The 23,720-nt window shown below is 71.7% G+C and carries 19 protein-coding genes; all 19 read right to left on the bottom strand.

Annotated elements, in window-relative coordinates; genetic code table 11:
• Positions 1-14 precede the first annotated feature (14 nt).
• Positions 15-3,152, bottom strand: coding sequence for a DUF6519 domain-containing protein (locus H4P35_RS21765; RefSeq protein ID WP_226846979.1), 3,138 nt, complete (start codon positions 3,150-3,152; stop codon positions 15-17).
• A 25-nt stretch (positions 3,153-3,177) separates the two neighbouring features.
• Complete coding sequence (locus tag H4P35_RS21760) at positions 3,178-5,292, bottom strand: phage tail protein (protein ID WP_226846978.1); 2,115 nt, start codon at positions 5,290-5,292, stop codon at positions 3,178-3,180.
• Positions 5,289-8,414, bottom strand: coding sequence for a putative baseplate assembly protein (locus H4P35_RS21755; protein ID WP_226846977.1), 3,126 nt, complete (start codon positions 8,412-8,414; stop codon positions 5,289-5,291). The genes H4P35_RS21760 and H4P35_RS21755 overlap by 4 nt, the downstream gene beginning before the upstream one ends.
• On the bottom strand, positions 8,411-10,867 hold the full coding sequence (locus H4P35_RS21750) for a putative baseplate assembly protein (RefSeq protein WP_226846976.1): 2,457 nt from the start codon (positions 10,865-10,867) through the stop codon (positions 8,411-8,413). Before H4P35_RS21750 ends, H4P35_RS21755 begins: the two co-directional genes overlap by 4 nt.
• Complete coding sequence (locus H4P35_RS21745) at positions 10,864-11,226, bottom strand: GPW/gp25 family protein (protein ID WP_226846975.1); 363 nt, start codon at positions 11,224-11,226, stop codon at positions 10,864-10,866. Before H4P35_RS21745 ends, H4P35_RS21750 begins: the two co-directional genes overlap by 4 nt.
• A gap of 11 nt (positions 11,227-11,237) precedes the next feature.
• Positions 11,238-11,561 carry a hypothetical protein gene (locus tag H4P35_RS21740; protein ID WP_056326115.1) on the bottom strand — a complete coding sequence of 108 codons (324 nt, stop codon included), beginning with the start codon at positions 11,559-11,561 and terminating at the stop codon, positions 11,238-11,240.
• A gap of 24 nt (positions 11,562-11,585) precedes the next feature.
• Entirely contained in the window at positions 11,586-12,101 is a 516-nt protein-coding gene (locus H4P35_RS21735) for a phage baseplate assembly protein V (protein WP_056326117.1), read from the bottom strand.
• Positions 12,098-13,225 carry a hypothetical protein gene (locus tag H4P35_RS21730; protein ID WP_226846974.1) on the bottom strand — a complete coding sequence of 376 codons (1,128 nt, stop codon included), beginning with the start codon at positions 13,223-13,225 and terminating at the stop codon, positions 12,098-12,100. The genes H4P35_RS21735 and H4P35_RS21730 overlap by 4 nt, the downstream gene beginning before the upstream one ends.
• On the bottom strand, positions 13,218-13,559 hold the full coding sequence (locus H4P35_RS21725; protein WP_226846973.1) for a LysM domain-containing protein: 342 nt from the start codon (positions 13,557-13,559) through the stop codon (positions 13,218-13,220). The genes H4P35_RS21730 and H4P35_RS21725 overlap by 8 nt, the downstream gene beginning before the upstream one ends.
• Positions 13,556-14,209 carry a hypothetical protein gene (locus H4P35_RS21720; RefSeq protein WP_056326125.1) on the bottom strand — a complete coding sequence of 218 codons (654 nt, stop codon included), beginning with the start codon at positions 14,207-14,209 and terminating at the stop codon, positions 13,556-13,558. Before H4P35_RS21720 ends, H4P35_RS21725 begins: the two co-directional genes overlap by 4 nt.
• Entirely contained in the window at positions 14,206-14,475 is a 270-nt protein-coding gene (locus tag H4P35_RS21715) for a hypothetical protein (protein WP_056326128.1), read from the bottom strand. Before H4P35_RS21715 ends, H4P35_RS21720 begins: the two co-directional genes overlap by 4 nt.
• Positions 14,476-14,483: 8 nt before the next feature.
• Complete coding sequence (locus H4P35_RS21710) at positions 14,484-15,644, bottom strand: DUF4157 domain-containing protein (protein WP_226846972.1); 1,161 nt, start codon at positions 15,642-15,644, stop codon at positions 14,484-14,486.
• An 8-nt stretch (positions 15,645-15,652) separates the two neighbouring features.
• Positions 15,653-15,895 (bottom strand): hypothetical protein, encoded by a 243-nt coding sequence (locus H4P35_RS21705; protein WP_152382444.1) that lies wholly within the window; start codon positions 15,893-15,895, stop codon positions 15,653-15,655.
• Entirely contained in the window at positions 15,892-17,835 is a 1,944-nt protein-coding gene (locus H4P35_RS21700) for an ATP-binding protein (protein ID WP_226846971.1), read from the bottom strand. The genes H4P35_RS21705 and H4P35_RS21700 overlap by 4 nt, the downstream gene beginning before the upstream one ends.
• Entirely contained in the window at positions 17,832-19,124 is a 1,293-nt protein-coding gene (locus tag H4P35_RS21695) for a DUF4255 domain-containing protein (protein WP_226846970.1), read from the bottom strand. Before H4P35_RS21695 ends, H4P35_RS21700 begins: the two co-directional genes overlap by 4 nt.
• Positions 19,121-19,924 (bottom strand): hypothetical protein, encoded by an 804-nt coding sequence (locus H4P35_RS21690; RefSeq protein ID WP_226846969.1) that lies wholly within the window; start codon positions 19,922-19,924, stop codon positions 19,121-19,123. Before H4P35_RS21690 ends, H4P35_RS21695 begins: the two co-directional genes overlap by 4 nt.
• Positions 19,921-20,646 carry a hypothetical protein gene (locus tag H4P35_RS21685; RefSeq protein ID WP_226846968.1) on the bottom strand — a complete coding sequence of 242 codons (726 nt, stop codon included), beginning with the start codon at positions 20,644-20,646 and terminating at the stop codon, positions 19,921-19,923. The genes H4P35_RS21690 and H4P35_RS21685 overlap by 4 nt, the downstream gene beginning before the upstream one ends.
• A 12-nt stretch (positions 20,647-20,658) precedes the next feature.
• On the bottom strand, positions 20,659-21,183 hold the full coding sequence (locus tag H4P35_RS21680) for a phage tail protein (protein WP_056326957.1): 525 nt from the start codon (positions 21,181-21,183) through the stop codon (positions 20,659-20,661).
• Between the two features lie 67 nt (positions 21,184-21,250).
• Positions 21,251-23,533: a phage tail sheath subtilisin-like domain-containing protein gene (locus H4P35_RS21675; RefSeq protein WP_226846967.1), complete on the bottom strand. Its 2,283-nt coding sequence runs from the start codon at positions 23,531-23,533 to the stop codon at positions 21,251-21,253.
• Positions 23,534-23,720: the final 187 nt, after the last annotated feature.

Raw genomic sequence — 23,720 nt, 5'->3', positions numbered from 1 at the left:
GCCGCCGTCCACGCTCACACCGTCACCACGTTCAACCCGCCGTTCGCCAGGCTTTCCGGATTGGCGCCTGACACGAACAACCGGAAATCGTTGTGGGCGAAGTTGCCGATCACCTTGGCCTGCGTGGCGATAAGCGCGCCCGCGTCGCCGTTGGTCAGGAGGTTGTTGCCCGTCACTGCCGCGTCGAACGCCGGAAAGTGGCTGTAGGCCTCCAGCGCGTTGTCGGCGGCGCGCAGGCAGCGCCACGCGGCAAACTCGCCGCCGGTCTGGATGATGGTGAGCATGGCGCGCGCGGCCTCGGCGCCCAGCCGCATGCTGGGCAGGTGATTGCTTTGCAGGGTCAGCGTGCCGTCGCCTTCCGGCACCATCTTGCCGGTGCGGATGCCGCCGCCCAGCAGCTTCAATTGGTCCGTCGTCAATTCCGGAAAATCCCCTGATTCCGCAAAGAGCGCAATGCCGCCGCGCAGGCGGTTGTCGCGCACGGTCGTGTCCGCGTCGTTATCCAGCAGCGCCAGCGCGCACGACTGCGAATCGGCCAGCAGTGCGGCGGCCAGCGCGGCGATGGCCGGGCGCAGGCGCTTGGCCACCGGCGTCTCGCGGCCGACCTGCGTGGCCAGCGTGGTCAGCGCCGCCTGGACGCGCGGGGTCACCGTCAACGCATTGCCGGCCGTGCCCGCGCGTAGCAAGGCCGCGATCTCGGCGGTCATTGCCTTGCGCGCGTCCATGGGTTGGCGCGACAGCGCCAGGGCGGCGCGATTGTCGTCATCGTCCAGCAGCGCATCGGGCGCCAGCGCCCGCTTCAGCGCGGCCAGCGTCGGCGCGCGGGTAAAGAGCTGGTCAAGCCGTTCGGCGGCGCCGCGGCCGGCGGCATACAGGCGGCACGCCTCGATGTGCACGCGCCGGCTGCCGTCGACCCGCACCAGGCTGTTGCCGGGACCAGCCGGACCCGTGCAATCGACGCGCGATAGCCGCAGGTCGGCGCATTGGTTGAAGGCGATGGCGCCCGGCTGTCCGCGGCGCGCGATCGCGAGGTCGGCCACGGACACGCTGGCAAAGCCATCCAGGCTGAAGAGGCGCTCGTCCAGCATCAGCCGGCTGGCCGGTCCGCAGCCATGCAGCATCAGGCGCACACGCGGCCCCTTGATGATGAGGTCGTCGTCCAGCTTGTGCTCGCCCGGCGTCAGGCACAGGCAGATGTCGATGCGGTCCTGGCCGATGAGCGTGCGCAGCGCCTTGTCCAGTGTCGGGAAATCGCCCGCCGGGCCGACGGTCAGGCAGCAGCCGCCGCCGTGCGTGCGCCGGCACAGCGCGTCCAGCGCCTCCTGCACCGAATAGGCCTGTTCCGCGAGCAGGTCCGCGCAGCGGCTCGGGTCGTAGGCGACCTCGGCGGCGAGGGCGAGGGTGGCGGTGTAGCGCAGCGGCAGATAGGGGTCGGGCGCGGGTTGGCCCGCCCGCAGCAATTGCGCGGTGGCGCGTTGCACGGGACGGGCGGCGTCGCACGCAAGCGACCAGGCAATCGACGCGATGCCGTCGGCGCCCGTCGTCACGTCCTGGGTGGCGGCGCCATTCGGCAGCCGGCCAGCGTCCACGGTAAAGCGCACGACGGCGCCCGCCACCGGCAGGCTGCCATTGGCCACGCCCGCGCGCAGTTCCGACGGCAACGCCACCACGTCCGGCGTCATCGCGGGGTTGGGCTTGACGCTCTGGCCGTCGCCGCCCGCGTAGTAAAGCTGCGTCAGTTCCGTCAACGCGGGAAAGAGCGGGCGGCAGTCGCTGACGGCGGTCCACGCGCCGGCCTGCCAGCGCAGCAGCGCCAATCGTGCGAACGCGCGCAGCACGCCCGCGGGCGCGTTGAAGGCGGGCTTGCCGTCGGGCAGTTGCGGCCATTCGATCGACGCGGTGGCGGTGCGCGCGGGAATGAGCCAATAGTCGCCCACGCGCAGGCGTCCGGGCGAAAACTTGATCTCAATGCCGTCCTGTTCCAGTTCCACCCAGCCCGCGTTGGCGCTGTTGATGGGCGCGGGCGTGATTTCCGCAACGCCGTCCCAGCGGCGCACGCGCGGGTTGGCCGGAAAGCGGGCGGCGTCCAGCGCATGGCCGATCAGGCTGGCCGGATCGATCGTGACCGTGTTGCCGTCGGTGCGCACGACCTGCGCCAGCGGCCCCGGCTGTCCCAGCAATTCGTGCGTGTCGTCCAGAAACTCCACCCAGCAGCCCGCGGTGATGGCCAGTACGTCGTCGCGGCCGATGCTGGCGACTTCGAACTCGTTGGCCACGGGATCGTCCAGCCAGCGCACGACGCGCGACAGGATGCTGCCGTTTTCGCGGGACCACTTGTAGCGCGCCTTGCCCGCGCCCGCGCCCGCGCCCGCGCCGTCCTGGTGGATCTCGATACGGTACAGATGGTTTTCCAGCAGGCGGTAGCCGGCGTCGGGTGGCAGTTGGCACGGCGTCTTGGGCGGCACGCTGGCCTCGGCGCGCGCCGCCATGCGCGCATCGGGCGCGGCGGTCAGGGCGTCCCACGCGGGCAGCGCGGACAGGCAGGTCAGGGCGGCGTCCGGCGCGCCCACCTGCATCAGCTTGACCTGCCAGACCGTCTTTTCGCGGGTGGCGGTGTCGGGGCCGCCCAGCGCGACTTCGCGCATGCTGGTGTCGCCGGCTGGCAGGTCCAGCGTGCACAGGTGGCGCTGCCACGCTTCCAGATAGGCCAGGTACAGGCCTTCGGGCGGCGGGGCGGCCTGGCCGCCCGAGCCGAACACGACGATGCCGTCGATGTCGGCGGGTGTCAGCGCGGGCGGCGGCAGCGGCAGGGCGGACGCGCCGGCGGGCAGCACGGGCGATGCCGTCGGGGGCATGTCGGGCTGCTTGGCCACGGTGGCGGGCTGTGGGTTCTCGCAAAGCAGGCCGTCCAGATACAGGCGGCCTGCTGACAGCGACAGGTCCTTGCCGGCAGGCGCCAGCGCGAAGCCGGCCGCGGCCAGCGGCACGCCCACGGGGCCGATGGTGTCCGCCGTTTCGGTTTCGATGCGCCGGTTCAGGATGTCCTGCTGCTCATTCCAGTCCGAATCCATCTGCACGCGGCCCTGCTGCATGCGGACGGCCCGGTAGCGCCGGGCGGGGTCGAAGGTGAGGCGGCTGAGATCGGCTTTCATGATGTTGTTCCCGAAGACAGAGGGCTCAGTTCACAGGGATCAATCCCGCTTCGAGGCCGAAGCGCAGATACTCGTCCAGCGCCTGCCGCAGATTGGCTTCGCGCTGGGCCTGCAGCAGGAAATTCCAGGCGCCCATCTCGGCGCCGTTGTCCGCGCCCTCGCGGATCTCGGCCGCGCAACTGCGGGCCAGTTGGCCATACGACGGTGAGCCGAACGTGGTGGCGGTGAACGACGGGGCGACACGCGCGGCCGCCCGCTTGGCGGCCGCGCCGGTCAGGTCTTGCATGGCCAGATCGGGCTGGCAGCGGTAGCGGCGCGGCGTGACGGACGGCATGGGCACGTGGCAATAGCGCACGCAGCCCTGTTGCCGGCGGTTGATGGCAAGCGTGCCGCCGAACAACGTGTTGGACGCGTCCAGCCGTCCGGCGGCCACGCGCCCGAACAGCGTGCTGGCCAGGATGCGCAGGGCGCTGTCGTCCACGTCGACCGCGGCCGCGGCGCTGCCTTGCGCGTCGATGAGGCTTGCGTCGATCTCCACCGACGCAAGCGGCGACGCGCAGCGCACGGGCCCGCAGATGCAGCGCGTCAACCGCAGTTCCAGTTCGGGCGCGGCGCCCGTGTGACGCACGCCGCCGCGCGCCGGCACCAGCGTGCAGTGGCGCAGCGCAACGGCGCGCAGCGCGCCTTCCAGCCGCAAGCAGCCATCCAGAAGCAGCCCGTCGAACCGGATGCGGGTGCTGGCGTTGCCGCGCACGCGCCAATCGCCTTGCAGCACGGGACGGCGCAGCGGCGCGGCCTCGATCGATAACCGCGTGTCGGGCAGCACGAGATCGGGGGCCAGGGTCTCGGTGCCGTCGTGGTCGATCACGATGCGCACCCGCTGGCCCGCCAGCACCGCGGCCAGCGCCGCCGTCAGCGTGGGCGTTGCCGCCGAGGGCACGCGCAGGAGGGTGTCGAACGCGTTGTCGAACGCCCCATCGGCGTCATTACCCGCGTCATCGCCGTCGGCCGTGCTGCGGGCGTAGGGGCCCGCGCCGATGTCGCCGGGAAAGCCGTAGGCATAGCGCACCTGCACCGATTGCGCGGTGACGCCCGGCGGCAGGGCCAGCCGACCGCGGTGCGGATCCAGGCCCACCAGCACGCCGCCCGCGCCGGGAAAGCTGCGGTCCGGCCGCCCGGGCTTGCGCGCCTTGAACAGCAGGGCGGCGTCGGGCCGGCGCCATGCTTCGGGTGCGACGCCGGGAATGGGCGCAAGATTGCAGATCACCAGATGCTCGGCGGGAACCGGCTGGCCGTCCAGCCACACCTGCACGACGGGGCCGGCGGCGCTGTCGGCAAACCAGCCTTGCGGGGGCGCGTCGCCATCGGTCAGGGCCTGGCGGCGCGCTTGCAGTTCCGCATGCAGATCGCGCCAGGACAGCGGTTCGGGCACGTTGATCGGCTCGGCCAGGTGGTCGATGTCGGTCTCGGTGCGCGGGCGGTTGAAAAGGGGCTGGTCGCGGCCGAGCGGGTCGATGGTGTAGAAGCCGTCGTGCGTCGTGGCGCGCGCCGCATCGCCGCGCTGCACGGTGTACGACTGCAGCCGCCACAGGTAGAGCGCGACGTTGGGCAAGTTGTAGCGTCCGGCCGGCAGCGCGCGCACGTGCGCGGTGTGCAGCTCGGCGCCGAAGGGGCCGTCGACACGTTCCATGGCGCGCGAATCGCGCAGGTCGGGCGTGCGCAGCGCGTGCGCGCGCGGGTGATTGACGTGCTGCGTGGTGGCCACGCGCTCGAAGCACTCGGACACACGGCTTGGCCAGCCGGTGGCGTTTGCCGCCAATTCTTCCAGCACCAGCGCCGTGCCTTTGCGGCGGCGCAGCCGCAGCGTGTTGGCCACCAGCGCCCGCGGCGAAAAGGCGGCGCCCACGGGATACAGCGCGCGCACGCCGAGCAGGTCGCCCAGATAAGGCACCACCCAGTCCTCGCAGGTTTCGATGAACCAGTTGTCGTAGAGCCGGTCCACGTCGGCATCCACCAGCGCGCCCTGGCGCGCCAGCACGTCCAGCAGCGCACGCAGCGGCCCGCCGGCGGCGGCGTCGCGTTCGCGGTAGAACGCCGGCAGGAGGGCCATCAGGGCGTCGGCATCCAGGCGGGTGTTCATGTGCGCTCCGACAAGTCGATGGCGGCGGGATCCGGGCGCAGCAGCTCGGCAGGCTGCAGGGCGCCCTGTTGCCAACGCGCGGTGCGCGCCGGTAGCAGGGCGTCCGGACCGTTGCTGCGCCGCGCGCCCGCGCCGTCCAGGCCGGCGTTGAGCACCAGTGCGTCCAGATCGACCCACGCGACGCCCGGCACGTCCTGCAAGACGGCAAGCACCTCGGCGCCGTGCACCGGCTGGCCGAACGCCCGCGCGGCAAAGCCGAAGGCGTCCAGGACGCGCGCGCGGGCGGCGACCAACACGGTCGCCGCTTCAAAACGCGGATCGATGCCCAGGCCCGCCCGCAGGCCGAAGTCCAGGTAGCGGCACGGCGCCACCTTCAGCGGCTGGTAGGGCGGGCGCGCCGCGTCGATGGCCGCGAGCAGGTTGCGATACAACGCGCCGGCCGGATCCAGCGCGGCGCCATCTTCGCCCGCGACGGTCAGGTGCACGAGCCGTTGCTCGCCGTCCCACTGCCATACCGCCTGCGCCTTGCCGATGCCGGTAAAGGCGGCGGCGAAATCCTCGAAGTCGCGCAGCGACACGATGCGGTCCAGCGTGCGCACCCGCAGCGGCGCATTGCGGCGGGCGGCGTCGCCCGCTTCGGGGTCCACGCCGCCGGTCGCGGGCGCGGGATTGACGACCGCCTTGACGCCGGGCGCGCGCGTGAGCAGCACGCTCAGCTGGCCGCGCGCGACATTGCCTTCGCGGCCCAGGCCCACGCGATAACGCGCCTGGACGTTGCCCGATCCGGACGGCAGACGCGCGCCATGCAGGCCGTCGCCGAACTGCACGGTGGCCCCGCCGCTGTCGTCCACCCGCAGCAGATACGCGCGGTCGTCCGGCGCCAGCGCGGTGATGCGCGGCGCCTCGTCCCACAGCAGGCCGTCCACGCGGACCTCCAGGCTGCTCGCCGCGCCGCTGGCGGTGGGCGCGGGCACGAACGTCAACGGCTTTTGCTGCAGCGTGAAGCGCTGGAAGGCGCGGTTGCCGGCGCCGCTGCCCAGCACCTCCGGCTGGATGCGCATCTGCCGGCTGTCGCCGTGGCTGGCAGGCGCGACGTTTGCGTTGATGCGCACCGTGGCGGGCAGATAGGCGTGCGCCAGGTCGGCGTCCAGCACGAGCGTCGTGCGGCCGCCAGCGCTGTCGTTGCGTTGGATGCGCACGATGTCGCTGGCGTCGGCCAGCGTGACGGTGGCGCGCGCGCCATCCTCGAATTCCAGGTCGGCGCTTGCGCGGTCACGCGCCACGCGCACGTTGGCCACGGCGTCGCCGCGCAGCAGCCGCTCGCGCGGCGCAACGTTGACGGCATCGGTCTCGGTCAGGATCAGGCCCGACACCGCCAGCATGCGGTCTTGCGGCAGGTCGGGCTCATACGACGCCAGCACCAGCGTGTGGCCTTGCGTCAGCCCCGAGGCCGGACGCACGCCCCAGTCCAGCGGGTCGGATTCGCCGTAGGCCGTGGTCTCGCGCAGGGCGTCGTTGAACTGCTCGCGCACGCGCTCGCCCCGCAGCGTGAGGCGCGTGGTCGGTCCCGCCAGCGCAAAGCCCGTGCGCGCGTCGGGGCCCGCGTCGGCAATGCGGTACAGCTCTTCATAGCCCGGCATCGACAGCACGGTCCAGCCGCCGGCCACCCATTTGGGATAGGAGGCGTCCAGGTGCACGCCGTGCACGTCGCCCGGGTACAGGCTGGCCGCGGGAATCGTCTGGCGCGCCAGGCCCGGTCCGGACCACGCCAGCACAAACGTGGCGTCGCCGCCCGCCTCGTAGTATTCGATGCGGATGTCGTGCTTGCGCCCCGCCGCGAGCCGCGCGCTGGCGCTGTATTCGGTGGGAGATTGTTCGCGCCACTGGTCGATGAGCAGGTTGCCGTCCACCCACAGCCGCACGCCATCGTCGGCCGTGACGTGAAAGGTGTAGCTGCCGCTGTCCGGGGCGCGCACCCAGCCCGTCCAGCGCACGCAGAAGTTGTCCGCGGGCACGCCGTCGCCGGGGCCGCCCGCGGCCCAATGAAAATCCAGCTGCGGATCGGTGCGGGTCATCACGCGCTGGCTGAAGGTGCGGCCACGGTAATACTCACCGTACAGCCCGGCGCCGGGGCCGCTGGCGCCGGGCGGATCGGACACCTCGGCCAGCGTATAGCCCGGCCACTGCGGAAACTGGCTGAATGACGGCTTGGCGTCGTCGGCCATGCCCAGGTAAGCCGCGCGTAGCGTGGCAGGCATGGCGCGCCAATCGGGCGCGTTGTAGCCGAACAGGCGGGCCTGCGTGCGCAGCGCGAAGCAGCGCGGGTTGCGCGCGGCGGGCTGCACGTGCGGCGCGGCGCTGCCCAGGCCCCGCTCCAGCGAGATCAGCGTATAGGCGGGCGCGCCGTCTTCACCGGGACCGGGCACGTATTCGCGGACCTGTGTCAGGCGGCGGAAGTCCCAATTCTCGTTGCCCGCATCGCGCGCGCGCTCGTCGCCGACGACGAGCACGGCGTCGCCGGCCTTCAGGCGCGTGGCCGCGCCGGCCAGGCACAGCGTGCGCGCGCCAAAGCGGGGGGGCGCCGGTTCCAGCCACGCCAGTTCCAGCGCGTTCCAGGCGGCGCGCGCCTCGACGGCCTGCAGGGTTTCGAAGGTCTGCGCGCGTTCGTCCTGCGCGGGCACGCTTTGCGCGCGCGTCCAGGGCTCGATGCGGGCGCGCGGGGGCGCGCCCGGCGCGGTTTCCAGCGAGAACGCCAGCCACGTCGTCGCCGCCACGCCTGGCCGCAGTTCGTAGCCGATGGCCCGCGCCAGCGACTGCACCGACCGGCGCTCGGTCGCGGTCCGCAGGTAGCCCTCGTTGCCGATCCGTTCCTGATAGAACGCCAGCACGTCCAGCACCGCCGCCCAGGCGTCGAACAGGGCAATGACGGGGTCATCGCGATCGCGCGTCGTCAGCGCCGCCAGGGCCGGCGAGCGCGCCAGGTCCGCCGTCAGGCTGGCAAGAAAGCGGCCGTGTGTGCCGATGCGCAGGCGCAAGGCGGACTGGCCGGGCGGATTGGCCAGGTCCGACGGCGTGAGCGCGGGCTGCCCGGCGCAGCAGCCGCAGTCGTCGCGAGTCGTCATGATCCGCCCTCCACGAGGAAGTCGATGCGGCCGTTCTCCGGGAAGTTCGGATCGCCGTCGGCGCGCAGCACTTCCAGCGGCGCGGCCATCAGACGGCCAGTGTCCAGTTCGCCCGCCGGGTCGCGGCCCCAGCGCTGAAAGCGTTCTGCCCGCGCCGACGCCACGCCCGGCACGGCCATGACGGCGCGCATCAGCGCCGACAGCGCCAGCGGCGTGCCGAAGGTGTAGCGGTCGGGATGAAAGAAGCCCGGCCGGCCCGCGCGGTCCAGGCCCGCGGAGAAGGCGTCGCGCAGCGCCGCCTTGACGTCCGCGGCGAAGTGGCCGGGCGCGGCGCAGACGCGCACCAGGATGTCCAGCGGCACATGCACCGGGTCCGAAAACTCCAGGTCCTGGCCGGCCAGCCGGAAGCGTTCCATGAAGGCGCGCAGCGCGGCGCGAAACGGCGCATCGACGGCCAGCCCGCCGCGCCGGTCCACGGTCAGGAAGACGGTGTGCCAGCTGCCCGTCCAACGCAGGCGGGCCGCCGCGCGCTGCACCTGCGGATGGCGCTGCGCCAGCCGCGCATAGTCGTCGGCGGTGACCGCGCGCTCCTGCACCCGGAAGGCCTCGGGCGCGTTGAGCTTGATCGCATCGGCCGGCTCCGGCGCCGCGCCGCCCTGCGCGGGCAGGGGATTGCGCACGCGCGCCACGCCCAGCATCAGGTCCGGATCGTCGGTGACCAGCGCGCCGATGGCTTCCGCGCCCACGTTGCCTTGCGGACCGCCGCCCAGCCGATAACGCGCCAGCAGGCGTTCGCCGGGCGCGGGCGCGGCGCCATAGCGGTTGTCGCCAAAGCGCAGCCACGCCGCGCCGTCGTGTTCCATCTCGACGACGAATTCGCGCGCGTCGCGCGCGCTGGCCAGCAGGCTGCGCTGGGGCGACCACGGCGGGCTGGCCGACGCAGGCACGTCGCCGGGCTGATCGGCGTCGTCTGCCTGCAGCGACATGCCGCTGGGCAGCGCGCGGCGCGGGTCCTGGGCCAGCGCCGCGCTGGCGGGCAGCGGCCCCGCCACGGCAAGCGCATGCCGGTAGGGCTCGGCGCAGGCGAGGCCGGCGTCTGGCAGGCGCGGCCGATAGGGCCGCGCGGCAAACGCATCGCGCGCCGTCGCGGTATCCGGCAGCAACGGCGTCCAATCGCGCTGCATGCCGTGATCGGCGAGGACCACGTTGCCGCGCGCCACCGATACCGCGCGCTTGACCAGCGCGCCGCCCTCGTCGAACTCCTGGCTCACGCACAGCGGGAACGGCAGCGCATCGTCCGGATGCCAGGCGATCAGCAGCAGGTCGGTGCCGGTCAGGTCGTCGCGGCCGGTGCGCGTTTCGGTCAGGCGCACGGCGTGGCGATGCGTGCGGTCCGCATCGGCCTTGCGGCCCGTCAACGGGTCTATCGTCTCTTCGAACACCAGCACGTCGCCGGGCGCAAGCGCCAGCGGCGGATCGTTCACCAGCGCCGCCTGCGTCTGGCCGCGCGGCAGGCAGTACGCCGGGTCGGCGAAGTCATGCAGAAAGATGCGGCTGTGCGCGGTGTGCAACAGCAGGTCGTGCAGCGTCTCGAATACTTCGATGCCGGGCGCGGGCAGCCCGTCCAGCGCGTCGCGGCGGCGCACGGGAGCCGCAAGCGCGGCTTCCGGGGAACTGGTCAATAGCGGCGTGCCGGCAGGGATGACCTTGCCTTCGCCCGCCGCGTGGGCTTGGACAGTGACGAAGACCCGCGCGTTGCAGCCGTCATGCAAGGGATAGTCCAAGAGGCGCGCATGACGGCGCAATGAGGTTCGGCGGCGCGCGGTGTCCAGGTACGCCTCGGTGGCGGCGGCGTCCTGCGCGTACGACAGGTGGTCGGCGGCATAGGCCAGCGTTTCCACCAGCGCCACGGTGAAATCCGCGGGATTGCGCTCGGTGAAGTCGGGCATGCTTTGCGACAGGCGGTCCAGCATCAGCCGCCGGAAGCTTTCGTAGTCCTTGGCCAGGTAATCGAGCAGCGGCTCGGACGGCGCGGGCGCATCGCACGCGCGCGCATCGGCGCAGTCGAATTCCGACGGGCATCCGGCCTTGAAGTTGATCTCGATGGTGGACAGGCACAGGTCAAAGCCCGGCGCGGGCGCGTCGGGATCGGCGGGGTTCACCAGCGCCAGCGTGTACCACGAGAAGTCGCCGGCCTTGTCCACGCTCAGCCGGATCTCATTGCCCGACAGCACCGGGTCAGCAGCCAGCGCAATGCCGCGGATGCGCGTGCCGCCTTCGATGCGCACGTGGGCGCGGCCGATGCCGGACACCGGATGCACGCACACCACGCGCAGCGTGCGCTGGTCGGCCGCATCGATCTCGACGAAGGCGATGCCGTTGTCGCCGGGCGGCTGCTGGGCGCGCAGCAGTTGCAGGCGGCGGGGGTTGGCGCTGCGGAACTGGCGGTTCATGGCACGTCCCGGGTAAAGCGCGCCAGCCGCCGTTGCTGGCCCTGGCGCAGCACGTACTGCACGTCCACCTGCAGGGTGGCATCGCGATGCGCGACGTTGACGGACTCCACCGCGATGCGCTCGCCCAGCCACTGCTGCAGCGCACCCTGCACGCTCATCTGCACGGCGGCGGCCAGCGTGTCGCTGTTGGGCGCGAACACCAGTTGCAGCAGACCGCAGCCGAAGTCCGGCCGGTTGACGCGTTCGCCGGGCACCGTGAACAGCACCTGTTCGATCATGTCGCGCACGTGCTCGGCGTCATCGGCATCGCGGCTGCGGCCGCGCTCGTCGGGCTCGAACGGAAAGCGCAGGATGGCCATGGCGGTGCGCCTTACATGCCCACGACGCGCGCCTGCGCCTGCAGCGCCAGCATGGGCGTGCCGGTGGGCGTGCAGATCGACGCGCCGGCCTGCAGCGCGGCCGGCTGTCCGCCGATCAGCACACGTGTCGCGCCGCTTAACCACATGCCGGTGACGCAGGGGCCATTGCCCGAGGGCGGGGGCGGAAAGGCGCATCCCGCGATCGAATACGTCGACAGGATGGTCACGGCCGGCTGGCCCGACAACAGCACGCGCGGGTTGGGCGACAGGGGAACGGCCTGGCCGCCGTGCGAACACTGCACGGTGGCGCCTAGATGCAGCAAGGGTCCGGGCATGGCTGCGCCTCCTGTGATTCAAAGTCAGGTCACCGTCAGGGCGCCCTGGTTGATGTTGACGGCCGGACCGGCAAGCATCACGGTCGCGCCCTGGCCGTTGGACAGCGTGATGCCCACGTCGCTGATCGAGATCATCGCGCCGGTCTTGGTCTTGAGCAGGATGCCGCCCGTGGGGCCGGGCAGGTCGGAAATCATCAGCGTGTTCTGTCCACCCGTCTGCAGCACGATGCTGGGCGACACCGGCAGGCCCGCCAGCGCCAGCGCGGGCACTTCGGCCGCCGATCCCCAGAATCCGCCGACCCAGATCGGGTAGTCGGGCTTGCCCTGCTCGAACTCCACCCACACGCCCGAACTGACCTGCGGCACCACGAAGACGCCGCTCTGCTGGCCGGCGAACGGCACGCAGGGCATGGCCCAGCTTGAGACGCCCAGGCCCAGCACGTCGGGCACCTGCACCTGGATGCGGCCCATCTGCATCGGATCGACGTTGTTGATCACCACGCCGCGGAATTTGCCGTAGTGGCGTTGGGGGTCTGTCATGGCGGCACCAGAGGCAGGGTCGAGATCAGGCCATTGCGGGCCAGCGAGAATTGCTGGCGGAACTCGCCCGCCTTGAGCGTGCTGTCCACCCGCTTGACGTAGTACAGGCCGTCGAACGCCACGCCCGCGCCGCGCACGCCTACAAGCTGGCGCGACTTGAGCACGTGGCCGTAGCGCAGCACGTTCAGCGATCCATCGGCGGTGACCGCGTCGGCGGTGGTGCCGGCGGCCATGGCCAGGCCGCGTCCCAGCGCGGCGGCCGGCGACAGCTTGGCCGTGTCCTTGAGCAGCGTCAGCCCCTTGGCCAGCGGCGGCAAAAGACCCAGCGGCGGGCTGGCCAGGCTGATGTCGGGCACGGGCAGGGGAATCGGAAACTTGGTCAGGGGGTTCTGGATGAAGATGACGGGCAGCGCGGCGTCCGACTGGTTCACCGAGAACGACAGCGACTCGACATTGCTGTGCACGTCCATGCCCAGGTTGAGCGCCGGCTGCACCGGCCCCAGCCGGATTTCGGGGCCCCAGTACGCCACGTTGGCGCCGGGCAGCGGCCCGGGTTCGATGTAGAACACGTGGCCGACTTCCGCGGCCAGCTGCCGCACGTAGGCCAGGTCCGTGCCTTCATGCAGGGGGATGCGTTCGACCGGGATCGGCACATCGGTGAACGGCGACGGCACGACGAGCGGCAGCATGCCGTACAGCGCGTAGCGGCCGATGATGGCTGCGACACGCGCGGGTGGCGGCATCGCCGGGTAGGGCAGGCCGCTCATGTCCTGCTTGTCCATCGCCACCGTCAGGTCCTCGCCCGTGACGGTCAGGCGCGATTGGCCGGGCGCGTTGCCGTCGGTGATTTCCTGGCGCGTGACCAGCCCGTCCATCAGCACGGTGGGCAGTCCGTTCAGCGTGGCGATCAGGATGACCCGCAGCCACGGCACCTGACCGCCCGCGATCACCAGCAGCGTATGCAGCGGCGAGCGGTTGCTGACGGTGAACGACAGCTGAAAGCCCCCCGGGCCGTCGGCCGACGACGACACCTCGACGCGCTCCAGGCCGTCCATGATGGGCCGCGGCGCGGGCACGGGCAGGCCGGGCCCCACCAGCAGCGTCAGGTGCACGCCGCTAAGCATCGCCGCCTCCGAATTGACCATTGAACGGCGCGCCCAGCGCGGCGGGCAGCGTCACGCGCAGGCTGCGGCCGGGCGTCTCCAGCGCGGCCGGGCGCGGCGCGTCGTTGCCGTCCGCCAGACGCCAGAACTGCAGCGGATCGCCCAGCGCCGCCGCGGCCAGCCGGTCCAGCCGGTCGCCGGGGGCAACGGCCACCTCGCCGACCGCGGTAAGCGCCGCCGGGTCCGGCAGGAAGCGGCGGCGCAGGTAGACGAGCGGCCGGCCGTCGGGCCCCGGCATTTCAGCCGTGGGCACGCCCTGATAGCGGCTGTTGGCGGGAAAGCGCTCGACGCTCATGGCAGGGACTCCAGTCCGACGGAGCCCAGGTCGCCCAGCCCTGCCAGCGCGGCCAGCCGCTCCTTGCGCTGCTGATACACCAGGTACAGATGGCCCCCCTTGTCGCCGAAGCCCAGGTCGCCGACATGCAGCACGCGCAGGCCCAGCGAGACTTTGGCGCGGATCGGGTTCAGGCGCGCGTCGAAGGCCTCTTCGGTGATCGAGAAATCGGTCACGCGCACGGGCACCACGCGTTCGCGGCTCCAGACGAAGAGACTCAGCGGCGCGACCGTGGGCGCGATCTCCAGCGTGCCCAGATTCGCGATCTGGTTGTTGCGGATGAGCGCGGCGCTGTCCGGATAGACGATGGTCTCCAGCGCCGCCAGCTGCGCGTGGATGCCGGTGTCGCGCGCGTCGCGGTGTTCGTCCGGAAACTCCAGCTGGTCGGTCGCGTCCAGCTCGGCGTCCAGCCGGATCGTCTCGGCCGGCGGCCCTTTGAGCCGCAGCGGCTCGCCCGCCGCGCCGCCGTCGTCCACGCTTTGCGGCTGCAGCGATCGCGTCAGCGTCTCGGGGTTGTACTGCAGCGAAATCACGCGCTGCACCGCCCCGCTGGACGGATCGATCAGGATGATGCCGCCGCGCAGCAGGCGGGGCGAAAGCGGTCCGCTCATGGGTAGGCCTGCGGCTCGGCGGCGTTGCGCACCGCGGTGATGCGCTGCGCGCCCACCAGCGATTCGGGCCAGTTGCGCGCCGCGCTGAACAGATCCGGGCGGTAGTCGAACTCCAGCACGAAGCGCGATACCGGCACGCGCGCCACGCAATCGATCTCGACGGCGCGCAGCTTGCCCGGCGGCTCGTCGACCATGGTGACGTCGGCATAGCGCGTCTGGCACAGGTCGAGCACCTCTCCCACGGTCTTGCCAATCCAGTCTTGCATGACGGCTCCTAGATGAGGCTCATGTTCTTGGGGACCGCGCTGGCGGCGTCGGGCCGGCAGGCGCGGTAAAAGCAGACGCCGCAGCCGTCCACCGATGCCCGCACGGCGGTCTCGACCTTGGCCTGGAACGTGCCGGTGGCGGCGGCAAAGGCGTCGTTCCAGCGCGTCTTGAAGTCGACATTGCGCTTGCGGCAGTCGTACACGGCCTCGTAATCCTGGACATTCAGCGCGTAGTGGCAGCTACCCGCCCCGATGTACTTGACCCAGCCCTGGTTGCCGGCCATGAAGTTGGCCACGTCCGCGCCGGAGAACGCCACGCCCAGCTTGGATCCTTCGGCGCTGCTGTAGGGATGCGTGTGGTACGTGCCGAGGGTGTAATCACCTTTTTTCTCGGCGGGCAGGCTGATGCTGCCGCCGCCGCCCGAGCCCGTGCGGATGACGCGCTTGCCGTCCTTGTCGGACACGATGCGGCCGCCGTGCTCCTGCACGGTGTCGCCGCCGTGCCCGGACTTGGACCAGGCGTCGTTGACCGCGTCGTACACGTCGTCCGGCATGGTGTGCGTGCCGGGGCATTTGCGTGCTTCGGCCTCGGCCACGCGCAGGTCGCCCATGCCGGCGCGCTGCACGGTTTGCGCCAGTCCTGGCGCGGCGATGGGCTGGGACAGGCTGTGCGCCGCGCGGTCGGCCTGCGCTTCAAGCGGCGAGTCGGCCGCGCCCAGTTCCAGCGGCAGCCCGGGGCGGTAGCGCGCCTGCTGCTGCACCACGTGCGCCAGTTCATGCGCCAGCAGTTCGCGGCCCTGCCGCGTGCGCGGAGCATAGCGTCCGGCGCCGAAGGCGACGTGCGGGCCGACGGTGTAGGCCTGCGCATGCAGCGCGCGCGCCGAGTCCGCGGCCCGGGCGTCGGCGTGGATGCGCACGCGGCTGAAGTCGTGGCCGTAGCGCTGCTCGAATTCCGCGCGGTCGGCGGCGGCCAGCGGCTCGCCGGGGCTGCGCAGCACGCCCTCGACCTGATCGGGCACCGCCGTCTTCGCGCGCCCGCCCAGCGGCAAGGCCGCGCAGCCGGACTTGCCGCCGTTCTTGCCGCCGCACCCGCAGGCGCAGCGGCGCAGCACCAGGCGCGAGCGCGGCGGCGCGGTGTCAGGTTGCGGCGTGAACAAAGCCGTGCGCATGGTCAGGCTCAATGCTTGAGGTGGAACGTGTCGGCGATGGCGCGCCCCGCTTGCGCGCCGGTCTGCGCAGGCTGCGGTCCGTCCGCCATGGTGCGTACCTGATCGGCGCTGCCATCGGCGGCGGCGCCGTTGTGCTGTGCGGCGCGCCGCACCAGTTCGTGCACCAGCGCGGCCACGAACGCATTGCGCTGGGCGGCATCGTGGCTGGGCAGGCTGAGCGCGCGGATATGCAGATGGATTGCGGATTTCATGGCCATCCCCTTGTTTCAGCGTCGGCCAGGGGCCGTTCGCGTTTGGCGGCTTCGGCGTGCGCGGCTTGCAGCACGTGAGCCATGGTGACATCGGAGCCGGCGTCGGCGGCCAGGAAGGCCGCGTTCAGCGCGACGTTGCGGATGCTGCCGCCCGTCAGGTTCAGCCGCGCCAGCTGGCGCGGATCGAGGTCGCGGGTGGGCGTGGCGGCCGGGAACACGCCGCGCCAGATGCGCGCGCGCTGGTCCTGGTCGGGAAACGGAAACTGCACGACAAAGCGGAGCCGCCGCAGGAATGCGCTGTCCAGGTTGGACTTCAGGTTGGTGGTCAGCACCGCCAGGCCGCGGTAGGACTCCATGCGTTGCAGCAGGTAGCTGATCTCGATGTTGGCGTAGCGGTCATGGCTGTCCTTGACCTCCGACCGCTTGCCGAACAGCGCGTCGGCTTCGTCAAAGAGCAAAATCGCGCCGCCGTCCTCGGCGGCCTCGAACAGGCGCCGCAGGTTCTTTTCGGTTTCGCCGATGTACTTGCTGACGACGGCGGACAGGTCGATGCGGTACAGGTCCAGCCCCGTCTCGCGCGCCAGCGCCTCGGCGGCCATGGTCTTGCCGGTGCCGCTTTCGCCGGTAAAGAGGGTGGCAACGCCCAGGCCGCGCGACTGCGCGGCGGCAAATCCCCAATCCTGATGAACGCGGTAGCGCTGGCGCAGATGCGCCGCGATCTGGCGCAATACCGCCAACTGCGGCTCGGGCAGCACCAGGTCGTTCCAGCCTGCTGCGGGCGTCAGGCGCTGCGCCAACCCGTCCAGCCGGCGGCGGCTGGCCTGCGCACAACCCTGCCACAGCACGGCGGCCGGATCGGCGCCGTCCGCCAGCAGCGCGGGGGCGAGCGCCGCGGCGGTGAGCTGCAAGGTGCGCGAGTCCAGTCCAAACTGGCTGGCGGCATGGTCCACCGCCTGGCCCGCACGCGCGGCTGCCTGCGGACCCAATGCCTGCCGCCACAAGGTTCGGCGGTCCGCCTCCTGCGGCCGGGTCACGGGGTAGTGACGCGACGCCGCCCGCAAGGCGACCGGCTCGCGCACTCCCACAAGGCACAGGCCGCCGGCCTGTTCCACCATATGCCGCGCCGCGGGCGGCAAGCCGTCGGACGCATCGACATACAGGCCGGCGCCCAGCAGCACGGCCTCGCGCTGCCAGAGCGTCAGCATGGCGTTGCGCTCGGCCGCGTCCGCCGGCACGTCTTCGGCGGCCAGCGCCAGGCACGCCAGCCCGGCGGCATGCGCGGCGCGCGCCGCCACGTCCTCGTGCGCACCGGCATCGTCGCCTTCCAGCACGAACACCGGCAAGGGCTTGCCTTGCGCGGCGGCCACCTGCGCGGCGATTTGCTCCGACGCCTCCGCGTGCGCGGGCGCGGCGTGGGGCAGGGGCAGCGCCGGACGCAACAGCGGGCGAAGGCGCGCGTCGGGTTCGTTCAACCCGGCCAGGTAGTGCAGCACGCGTTCGTCGATGCGCAACCGCGCCGTGCTCAAGTCGGCGGTGTCGTCCACGTCCAGCAGACGCCAGCGGCGCAGCGGGCGTTGCGGCGACAGCGCGCTCCAGTGCGCGCCTTCAAGCTCGGCCAGCGCCAGCGCGAAGCTGGCGTGGCGCTGGCCGCCGCTGCGGCCGTTGGCGTGGGCGCAAAGGTCCGCCAGCACCGCGTCCATCTCGATGCCAGCGCACAACAGCAGCAGGTCGCGCTCGAACGCCGACAGGCCGAAGATGGCCGTCAGCTGGTCGATGGCGGCGTCGCCGTCCATGGCGGCGCGCGCCTGGGCCAGCTGTTGCGCGCCGTGCCGGGGCGGCCGGCTGCCGGGCTTGCGCAGCCGAGTGCGCAGCCGCGTGAACTCCGCGGCCAGCAATTGCTGGTTGGCTTCGGTCCAGCCGGTGGGCGCGCGCGCGTTCATGGCAGCTCGATCCGGCGGTCAAGGTAGCGGACGGGGACCGACTCGCGGTCCACCAGCGGGCTTTCGATGCCGTCCACCCGCAGTCGCGCCAGAAAGCGCGTACCTGCTGGCGGCGCGTCACGCCATTCGAAGATGAGCGCGCTGGCGGGCGCGGCGGCGGGTTCGGCGGGCAGTTCCCGGTCTCCCAACAGCAGGCTGGCGGCCTGGCCGGGCAAGAGCGGGGGCGCGATGCCCAGCGTCATGCGTACCGTGCCGCCGTTGCGCGTGGCCGAGGCCGGCGGCAGCACGGGTTCGGGCGCCAGCACCAGTGCAAGCTGATTGCTGTCGCGCGGCAGGCCGGTATCGGCGGCCTGCACGTGGGCATGCACGCGGTACAGGCCGACAGGCAGGTCTGCCGGCATCGTCAGCCGCAGCCAGGTATCCGTGCCGGCCTCGACGGGCACGTCGCGCTCGGCGTCCAGCGTGGAATGGCGCAGCGTCACCCGCCGCGCCAGGCCGTCCAGATGATGCCCCACGAGCGTCACGGATCCGCCGGGCACGGCAACCGGTTGCCTGCCCGCCGGTTGCACGGACAAGAGCGTGGGCAGCGGCGGCGTCAGGCCGGGAAAGACCAGCACGCCCCGGTCGCGCGGCGAGCCGGGGATGGCCTCGCCGCGGGTCAGCACGGGCAGGGCGCCGCGCGCGGGCCGGCGCGATTCGATCAGCACCACCGACACCTGGAACGCCGCGGTCGGCCGGTAGTGGGCCTGTAGCGCGGACCACAGGCGCGACATCTCTTCGGCGCCCAGCGCCGCAGGCGTGATCTTCAACAGTTCGATCTGGCTGGCCAGGTCCGCGCCGCGCAGGCTCTGGTACACCGTGGGCAGGATGGCGCCGTCGACCACGTCCGGATCCAGCGCGCGGCGCACGGCCTCGCGCGGCAGCACGGCCGACTCGTGCAGCAGTTGCAGCGCGTAGCCCAGCAGCACTTCGGCCTGCAGCTCGGCGCGGCCATAGGCCGTCAGCAGATAGTGCAGATCCAGGGCCAGCGGCGGATTGGCGATGCGATCGCCGGCGGCATCGCGCGATGGCAGCGCCGCATTGCGCCACGCGGCGTTGGGCGTGACCTGATGCAGGAACAGGTTCAGCTGCGGGTCTTCCTGGTTGTCCAGCGACACGGCGTCGGGGGCCAGCGCGGACACCTTGACGCCCGCGCCCAGCGTGTCCGTCACGGCGTGGTCGATCATGCCCGAGTCGAGCAGGTCCTTGATGACGGCCGTGACCGCCGCGATGGCCAACGCGTTGCTCATGGCAGCCCCGCGCGCCGCGCGGCCAGGTAGTCGCGCAATGAGAGCGCGGACGATCGCGGGGCCGCCGCCGCGCGCGGGGGCGGCGGGGGCGCGACCTCAAGGCGGTCGATCGTGATGTGCACGTCGGGCGCGGACGATTGCGCGGCGGGACGAGACGCTGGTGATGCGGCGTCGCGCCGTGCGGCAGGGAAGGGCGGCGATTGTGCGGCGGCCGCATTGGGGGCGGCCGATGCGTGGGCGTTCGATGCGTGGGCGGCATTGGTGACCGCCTGCGCGGCCACCACCGGTGTTGCGGACACGGCGTCAGCGGGCGGCGCCACGCTTGCGGAAACGGGCCGCTGCGCCTCAAGGGAGATTGAATCCTGATCGCCCGGATCGGGCAGGAGCGGGCTGCGTAATGGCGGGGGCGCCGCGTCCGTGCGCTGCGGCGCGCCGGACGTTCGCATACCGGCATGCGTCACTGGCGCGTTCGCAATGAAGTGCCCCTGCGGCATCGCCGCTTCGCGTCCGGAGGCGCGTGCATGCACGTCCGCCGCCTCGTCGGCATGTGGGTATGCGCCGAAGGCCGCCCCTTGTGAAAACCGCTGCCCCAGACGGTTCCCGGTGTCCGCCAAGCCCCTGCCGGCCTGCGCGGCCGAATCGTGCCCGGCAAGGTGACCGTCCTGATCCTGCGCGTCGGCGCGCAACGGATCCCGCGGCACGACGCCATGCAGCGCCGCAGCCAGCGGCGAAGGCGCGCTGCGCAGACGCGGGGCGGTGCCCAGGCTGCGGCTGGCCAGCTGGCGCAGGAATCCGCTCATGGCATGGCCTCGCTGTCAGCCATCGCCAGGTAGGCGGCGCGCCGGGCCGGGCCCAGCGCCAGCACCTGCGGCTCGGTCCAGCCGTAGGCGCGCGCCAGGCGATGCACGTCCCGCAACAGGCCGCGCGCGCACAGGCTGATGTCGTCCCACAGGCAGGTGTCGGCATCCAACGCCGCCGTCCAGGCGTGCGCGCAGTCGGCGCAGCGCAATGACAGCGCGATGTTGGCGGCGGGGTCCAGCGCCTCCATGCGCGCTTCGATGTCTTCCAGCGCCGCGCCTTGCGGCAGACTGGCCTCGGGTGGTGCACCGACGCGGCACGCGCGCAGCAACAGGGCGAGCGCGGCTTCGCTGTCGGCGGCCATCGCCGCGTGCGCCTGGTCCCGGCTGCTGGGCAGACGCCAGGCGGCGCCGTGCGCGTCGAACATGGGCTCGGCGGACCCGCGCTCCGGCGGCGCGGGCAGGGTCTCGATCAGGGCGGCCAGATCCAGGTCAAACGCCATCGCCGCGCCGCACGCCGGGCAATCGGCGCAGGCCGGCAGCCGTGCGCCGAATGTCGCGCGCCGCAGGCGCAGCAATGCCAGCGTCCGCCATCCGACCGGCCGTGACGCCACCTCCTCGCCGGGCATCGCCACGGCCAGCGCGCGCAGGCCCCGATCTATCGGGTGGCGGTCACGGCCTGCCTCCCACAGCGCAAGAATCTGCGATTCGATCAGGGCGTTCATCGCGGCGCTCCATCAAGCCGGCTCGACAAAGCTTGGTTCGGACGGCTCGGCAACTTCGTAGTCGCGCTCCCATCCTTCGTTTTCCAGCTTGATGGTCTGAATCGCGACGGCGTTGGCGTTGGCGTCCAGATCCGGGATGGCCTGATATTCCGACACCCAGCAGCGGAACACCTTGTAGGCCAGCACCAGTTGCCCGGCTTCGTTGTAGACCTCGATGATGATGTCCTTGCGAAAGTTCTTCAGCGACACCTCGCTGCCCAGCCCCGAGCCAAAGTTCCACACCTTGTTGGCCCACTGCTCGAACTCGCGGTCGTGCGTGACGCCGCGCTCCAGCGTCACCGCCTCGTACTTGCTGCGGCCGGGGGACTTGCGCCCGCTGGACGGGTCGCCGCCTTCGCGGTGCTCGACCACTTCGGTGGTGCGCTTGAGCGCCGACACCTTGCTGATGCCGGCCACATAGCGGCCATCCCACTTCACCCGGAATTTGAAATTCTTGTACGGGTCGAAGCGCTGCGGATTGACGGTGAACTGCGCCATGGCAATCTCCTGGTAACCCTGGTCGGCGGGCGTTGCGGGCCGCAAGCGGCGCCGCCGCACGCCGGGCTCAAGCCTGTATCTGGCCGGCCAGTTGCTGGATGCTGATGACGACGAACTCGGCGGGCTTGAGCGGCGCGAACCCCACAAGGATGTTGACCACGCCGCGATTGATGTCGTCCTGCGTGGTGGTTTCCCGGTCGCACTTGACCAGATAGGCCTCGCGCGGCGAACTGCCCTGAAAGGCGCCCTGGCGGAACAACGTGTTCATGAACGCGCCGATGTTCAGGCGGATCTGCGCCCACAGCGGCTCATCGTTGGGTTCGAACACCACCCACTGCGTGCCCCGGTAGAGCGATTCCTCCAGGTACAGAGCCAGGCGCCGCACGGGCACGTACTTGTATTCGGAGGTGAGCTGGTCGGCGCCGCGCAGCGTGCGCGCGCCCCAGCAGACCGCGCCGTACACCGGGAACGTGCGCAGGCAGTTGACCCCCAGCGGATTCAGGCTGCCGTTCTCGCCATCGGTCAGCGTCGTGGCCAGCGAGACGACGCCGGTCAGGTTGGCGTCGGTGCCCGCGGGGGCCTTCCATACGCCCCGGTTGCCGTCCGTGCGCGCATACAGGCCGGCAACGGTGCCGCAGGGCGGCGCCAGGCGCGGCTTGCCGTTCTTGAGCGGATCGGACACGTACGTCCACGGGTAGTAGACGGCCGCGTGATCGGACTTGGGCAGGGCGGTGCCATTGGCCACCGCCACCATCGAGGCGGGGTCGGTGGCCGTGGGCGGCGCGTCCACGATCATGAAGGCGCGCCGCTCTTCGCAGTACGACGCGGCATCGGCCAGGACGCCGCCGTGCGTGATGGCGGGCAGGCAAAGCAGATTGAAGATGTCGGCGTCTTCCAGCGCATATATCCCCTGGCGCAGCGCGCGGCTGCCGACGAACGCGGCATAGACGTCGTCCGGCCCGTAAGGCGTTTCGGTGCCGCCTTCCAGCAGCGCGTCGACTGGCGGTGGCGAGGCGACGGCACCCGCCAGCAGGTGCAGCGACGCCGCCAGATCGTTGGCCGGCGCCGCTGCCACCGCGATGGTGGAGCCCATGCCGCGCGAGCCGCTGGCCAGCACCAGCGTGCTGCCCTGCACCCGCGCCGTGAAGTCGCGGAAGGCGGGCGTGCCCGGGCGCAGCGCGCGCACGGCGGCCTGCAATCGCGCCGCCACGTCTTCCAGCTTGGCGGCCAGCGAGCCGCCCGCGGCGGCGGCGTCGCCCACGCTCACGAGTTCCGGGCCCAGGCCATCCAGGGTGATGCGCAGGCTGGTGTGGGTGGCGTCGGGCAGCGCGTCCAGATCGGTCGCGCCGAACGTGTCGCTGGTCAGCGTGGCCGCGTCGGGGGTGGGCGCGGGACGGATGATGGCTGCGCCGTCGGTCTCGACGCCGCCCGCCAGCGATCCCAGCATCAGCACGCCCGCGGCGTTGTTGCGCGCCCCGGGCAGCACGCGCACGCTGGCGTTTTCGCCGCCCGCGCCGGACGTCATGACAAGGGTGTTGCCGCTGCGCGCCGCCGTGAAATTGGCCAGCGCCGGGCGGCCCATCGCCTGCGCCCGCACCTTGGCCTGGATTGCGGCGGCCAGTGCGGTCAGGCGCTGCGTCGCCGTGCCGCCGGCAATGTCGCCGGGCAGCGCGATGCTGACGCCGACGGGCTCCAGCCCGTTCACGGCCACGCGGAAATCGGTGTGCGTCGCGTCCAGCAGCGTCTGCACGTCGCCCAGCGAGCCGCTGACGCTGGTGCCCGCCGGCAGCGCGTCCAGCGCGCCCTGCGACAGCATCCGCTCCAGCCTGACCAGCTGCGACACGCCCTGCACCAGATCCAGCAGATAACGCGGATCCTTGGCGTTCAGGGAGACGTTGGCGTAGCTTTCCGCCCGCCCGTCGCTGCCGCGGATGAACTGGATGTTGAAGGTGCTGGACGGCACGGCGGTGGCGTAGTCCACCCGCACCTGGATGCTGTTGCCGGACACGCCGGGGTCCAGCGCCCGCACGGTCAGCACGTCCACCGCCGTGGCGCTGCGCAGCACGCGCTGCGCGGGCGACGCTTCCTTGACCACCCGCACGACCCAGGCATCCGTGCCGCCGTTCACGAAGAACTGGCGCACCGCATAACCAAGCTCGGAATCGTCGGCAAGCCCGCCAAAGGCGCGCTCATAGTCGGAGAAGCTGAATATCCGGACCGCCTTGTTGACGGGACCGCGCGGGGCCGCGCCCAGGAAGGCGGCGACCGAGGTGGCGACCCCGGCAATCGTGCGAACGCCGCTGGGGATTTCCTGGATGTAAACCCCGGGATGGGACAGGGTAAGGGCCATGAGCTGCTCCTTCACGCGGCTGTCCGGACGGGACGTCCTTGCCGCAGGAGAGGCTTAGAGAGCCGCCAGCGCGCCCGGGAGAGGGGCAAGAAAGGGCTGGCGATTCGCGCGAGGCTTGCGCGGGTTGGCGGGCGTTGCGCCGCTCTAGTTGGATTGCAGCGGAAAGGCAATCGGGCAAAAGCAGCAA

Origin of the sequence: Achromobacter sp. 77 (assembly GCF_020541125.1) — a bacterium.
Lineage (GTDB): Bacteria > Pseudomonadota > Gammaproteobacteria > Burkholderiales > Burkholderiaceae_B > Achromobacter > Achromobacter mucicolens.
This window is presented reverse-complemented; position numbering and strand designations above follow the sequence as displayed.

Coding starts and splice junctions, on each gene's coding strand:
- H4P35_RS21765 (WP_226846979.1), bottom strand. CDS start 3,152: ATGAAAGCCGATCTCAGCCGCCTCACCTTCGACCCCGCCCGGCGCTAC.
- H4P35_RS21760 (WP_226846978.1), bottom strand. CDS start 5,292: ATGAACACCCGCCTGGATGCCGACGCCCTGATGGCCCTCCTGCCGGCG.
- H4P35_RS21755 (WP_226846977.1), bottom strand. CDS start 8,414: ATGACGACTCGCGACGACTGCGGCTGCTGCGCCGGGCAGCCCGCGCTC.
- H4P35_RS21750 (WP_226846976.1), bottom strand. CDS start 10,867: ATGAACCGCCAGTTCCGCAGCGCCAACCCCCGCCGCCTGCAACTGCTG.
- H4P35_RS21745 (WP_226846975.1), bottom strand. CDS start 11,226: ATGGCCATCCTGCGCTTTCCGTTCGAGCCCGACGAGCGCGGCCGCAGC.
- H4P35_RS21740 (WP_056326115.1), bottom strand. CDS start 11,561: ATGCCCGGACCCTTGCTGCATCTAGGCGCCACCGTGCAGTGTTCGCAC.
- H4P35_RS21735 (WP_056326117.1), bottom strand. CDS start 12,101: ATGACAGACCCCCAACGCCACTACGGCAAATTCCGCGGCGTGGTGATC.
- H4P35_RS21730 (WP_226846974.1), bottom strand. CDS start 13,225: ATGCTTAGCGGCGTGCACCTGACGCTGCTGGTGGGGCCCGGCCTGCCC.
- H4P35_RS21725 (WP_226846973.1), bottom strand. CDS start 13,559: ATGAGCGTCGAGCGCTTTCCCGCCAACAGCCGCTATCAGGGCGTGCCC.
- H4P35_RS21720 (WP_056326125.1), bottom strand. CDS start 14,209: ATGAGCGGACCGCTTTCGCCCCGCCTGCTGCGCGGCGGCATCATCCTG.
- H4P35_RS21715 (WP_056326128.1), bottom strand. CDS start 14,475: ATGCAAGACTGGATTGGCAAGACCGTGGGAGAGGTGCTCGACCTGTGC.
- H4P35_RS21710 (WP_226846972.1), bottom strand. CDS start 15,644: ATGCGCACGGCTTTGTTCACGCCGCAACCTGACACCGCGCCGCCGCGC.
- H4P35_RS21705 (WP_152382444.1), bottom strand. CDS start 15,895: ATGAAATCCGCAATCCATCTGCATATCCGCGCGCTCAGCCTGCCCAGC.
- H4P35_RS21700 (WP_226846971.1), bottom strand. CDS start 17,835: ATGAACGCGCGCGCGCCCACCGGCTGGACCGAAGCCAACCAGCAATTG.
- H4P35_RS21695 (WP_226846970.1), bottom strand. CDS start 19,124: ATGAGCAACGCGTTGGCCATCGCGGCGGTCACGGCCGTCATCAAGGAC.
- H4P35_RS21690 (WP_226846969.1), bottom strand. CDS start 19,924: ATGAGCGGATTCCTGCGCCAGCTGGCCAGCCGCAGCCTGGGCACCGCC.
- H4P35_RS21685 (WP_226846968.1), bottom strand. CDS start 20,646: ATGAACGCCCTGATCGAATCGCAGATTCTTGCGCTGTGGGAGGCAGGC.
- H4P35_RS21680 (WP_056326957.1), bottom strand. CDS start 21,183: ATGGCGCAGTTCACCGTCAATCCGCAGCGCTTCGACCCGTACAAGAAT.
- H4P35_RS21675 (WP_226846967.1), bottom strand. CDS start 23,533: ATGGCCCTTACCCTGTCCCATCCCGGGGTTTACATCCAGGAAATCCCC.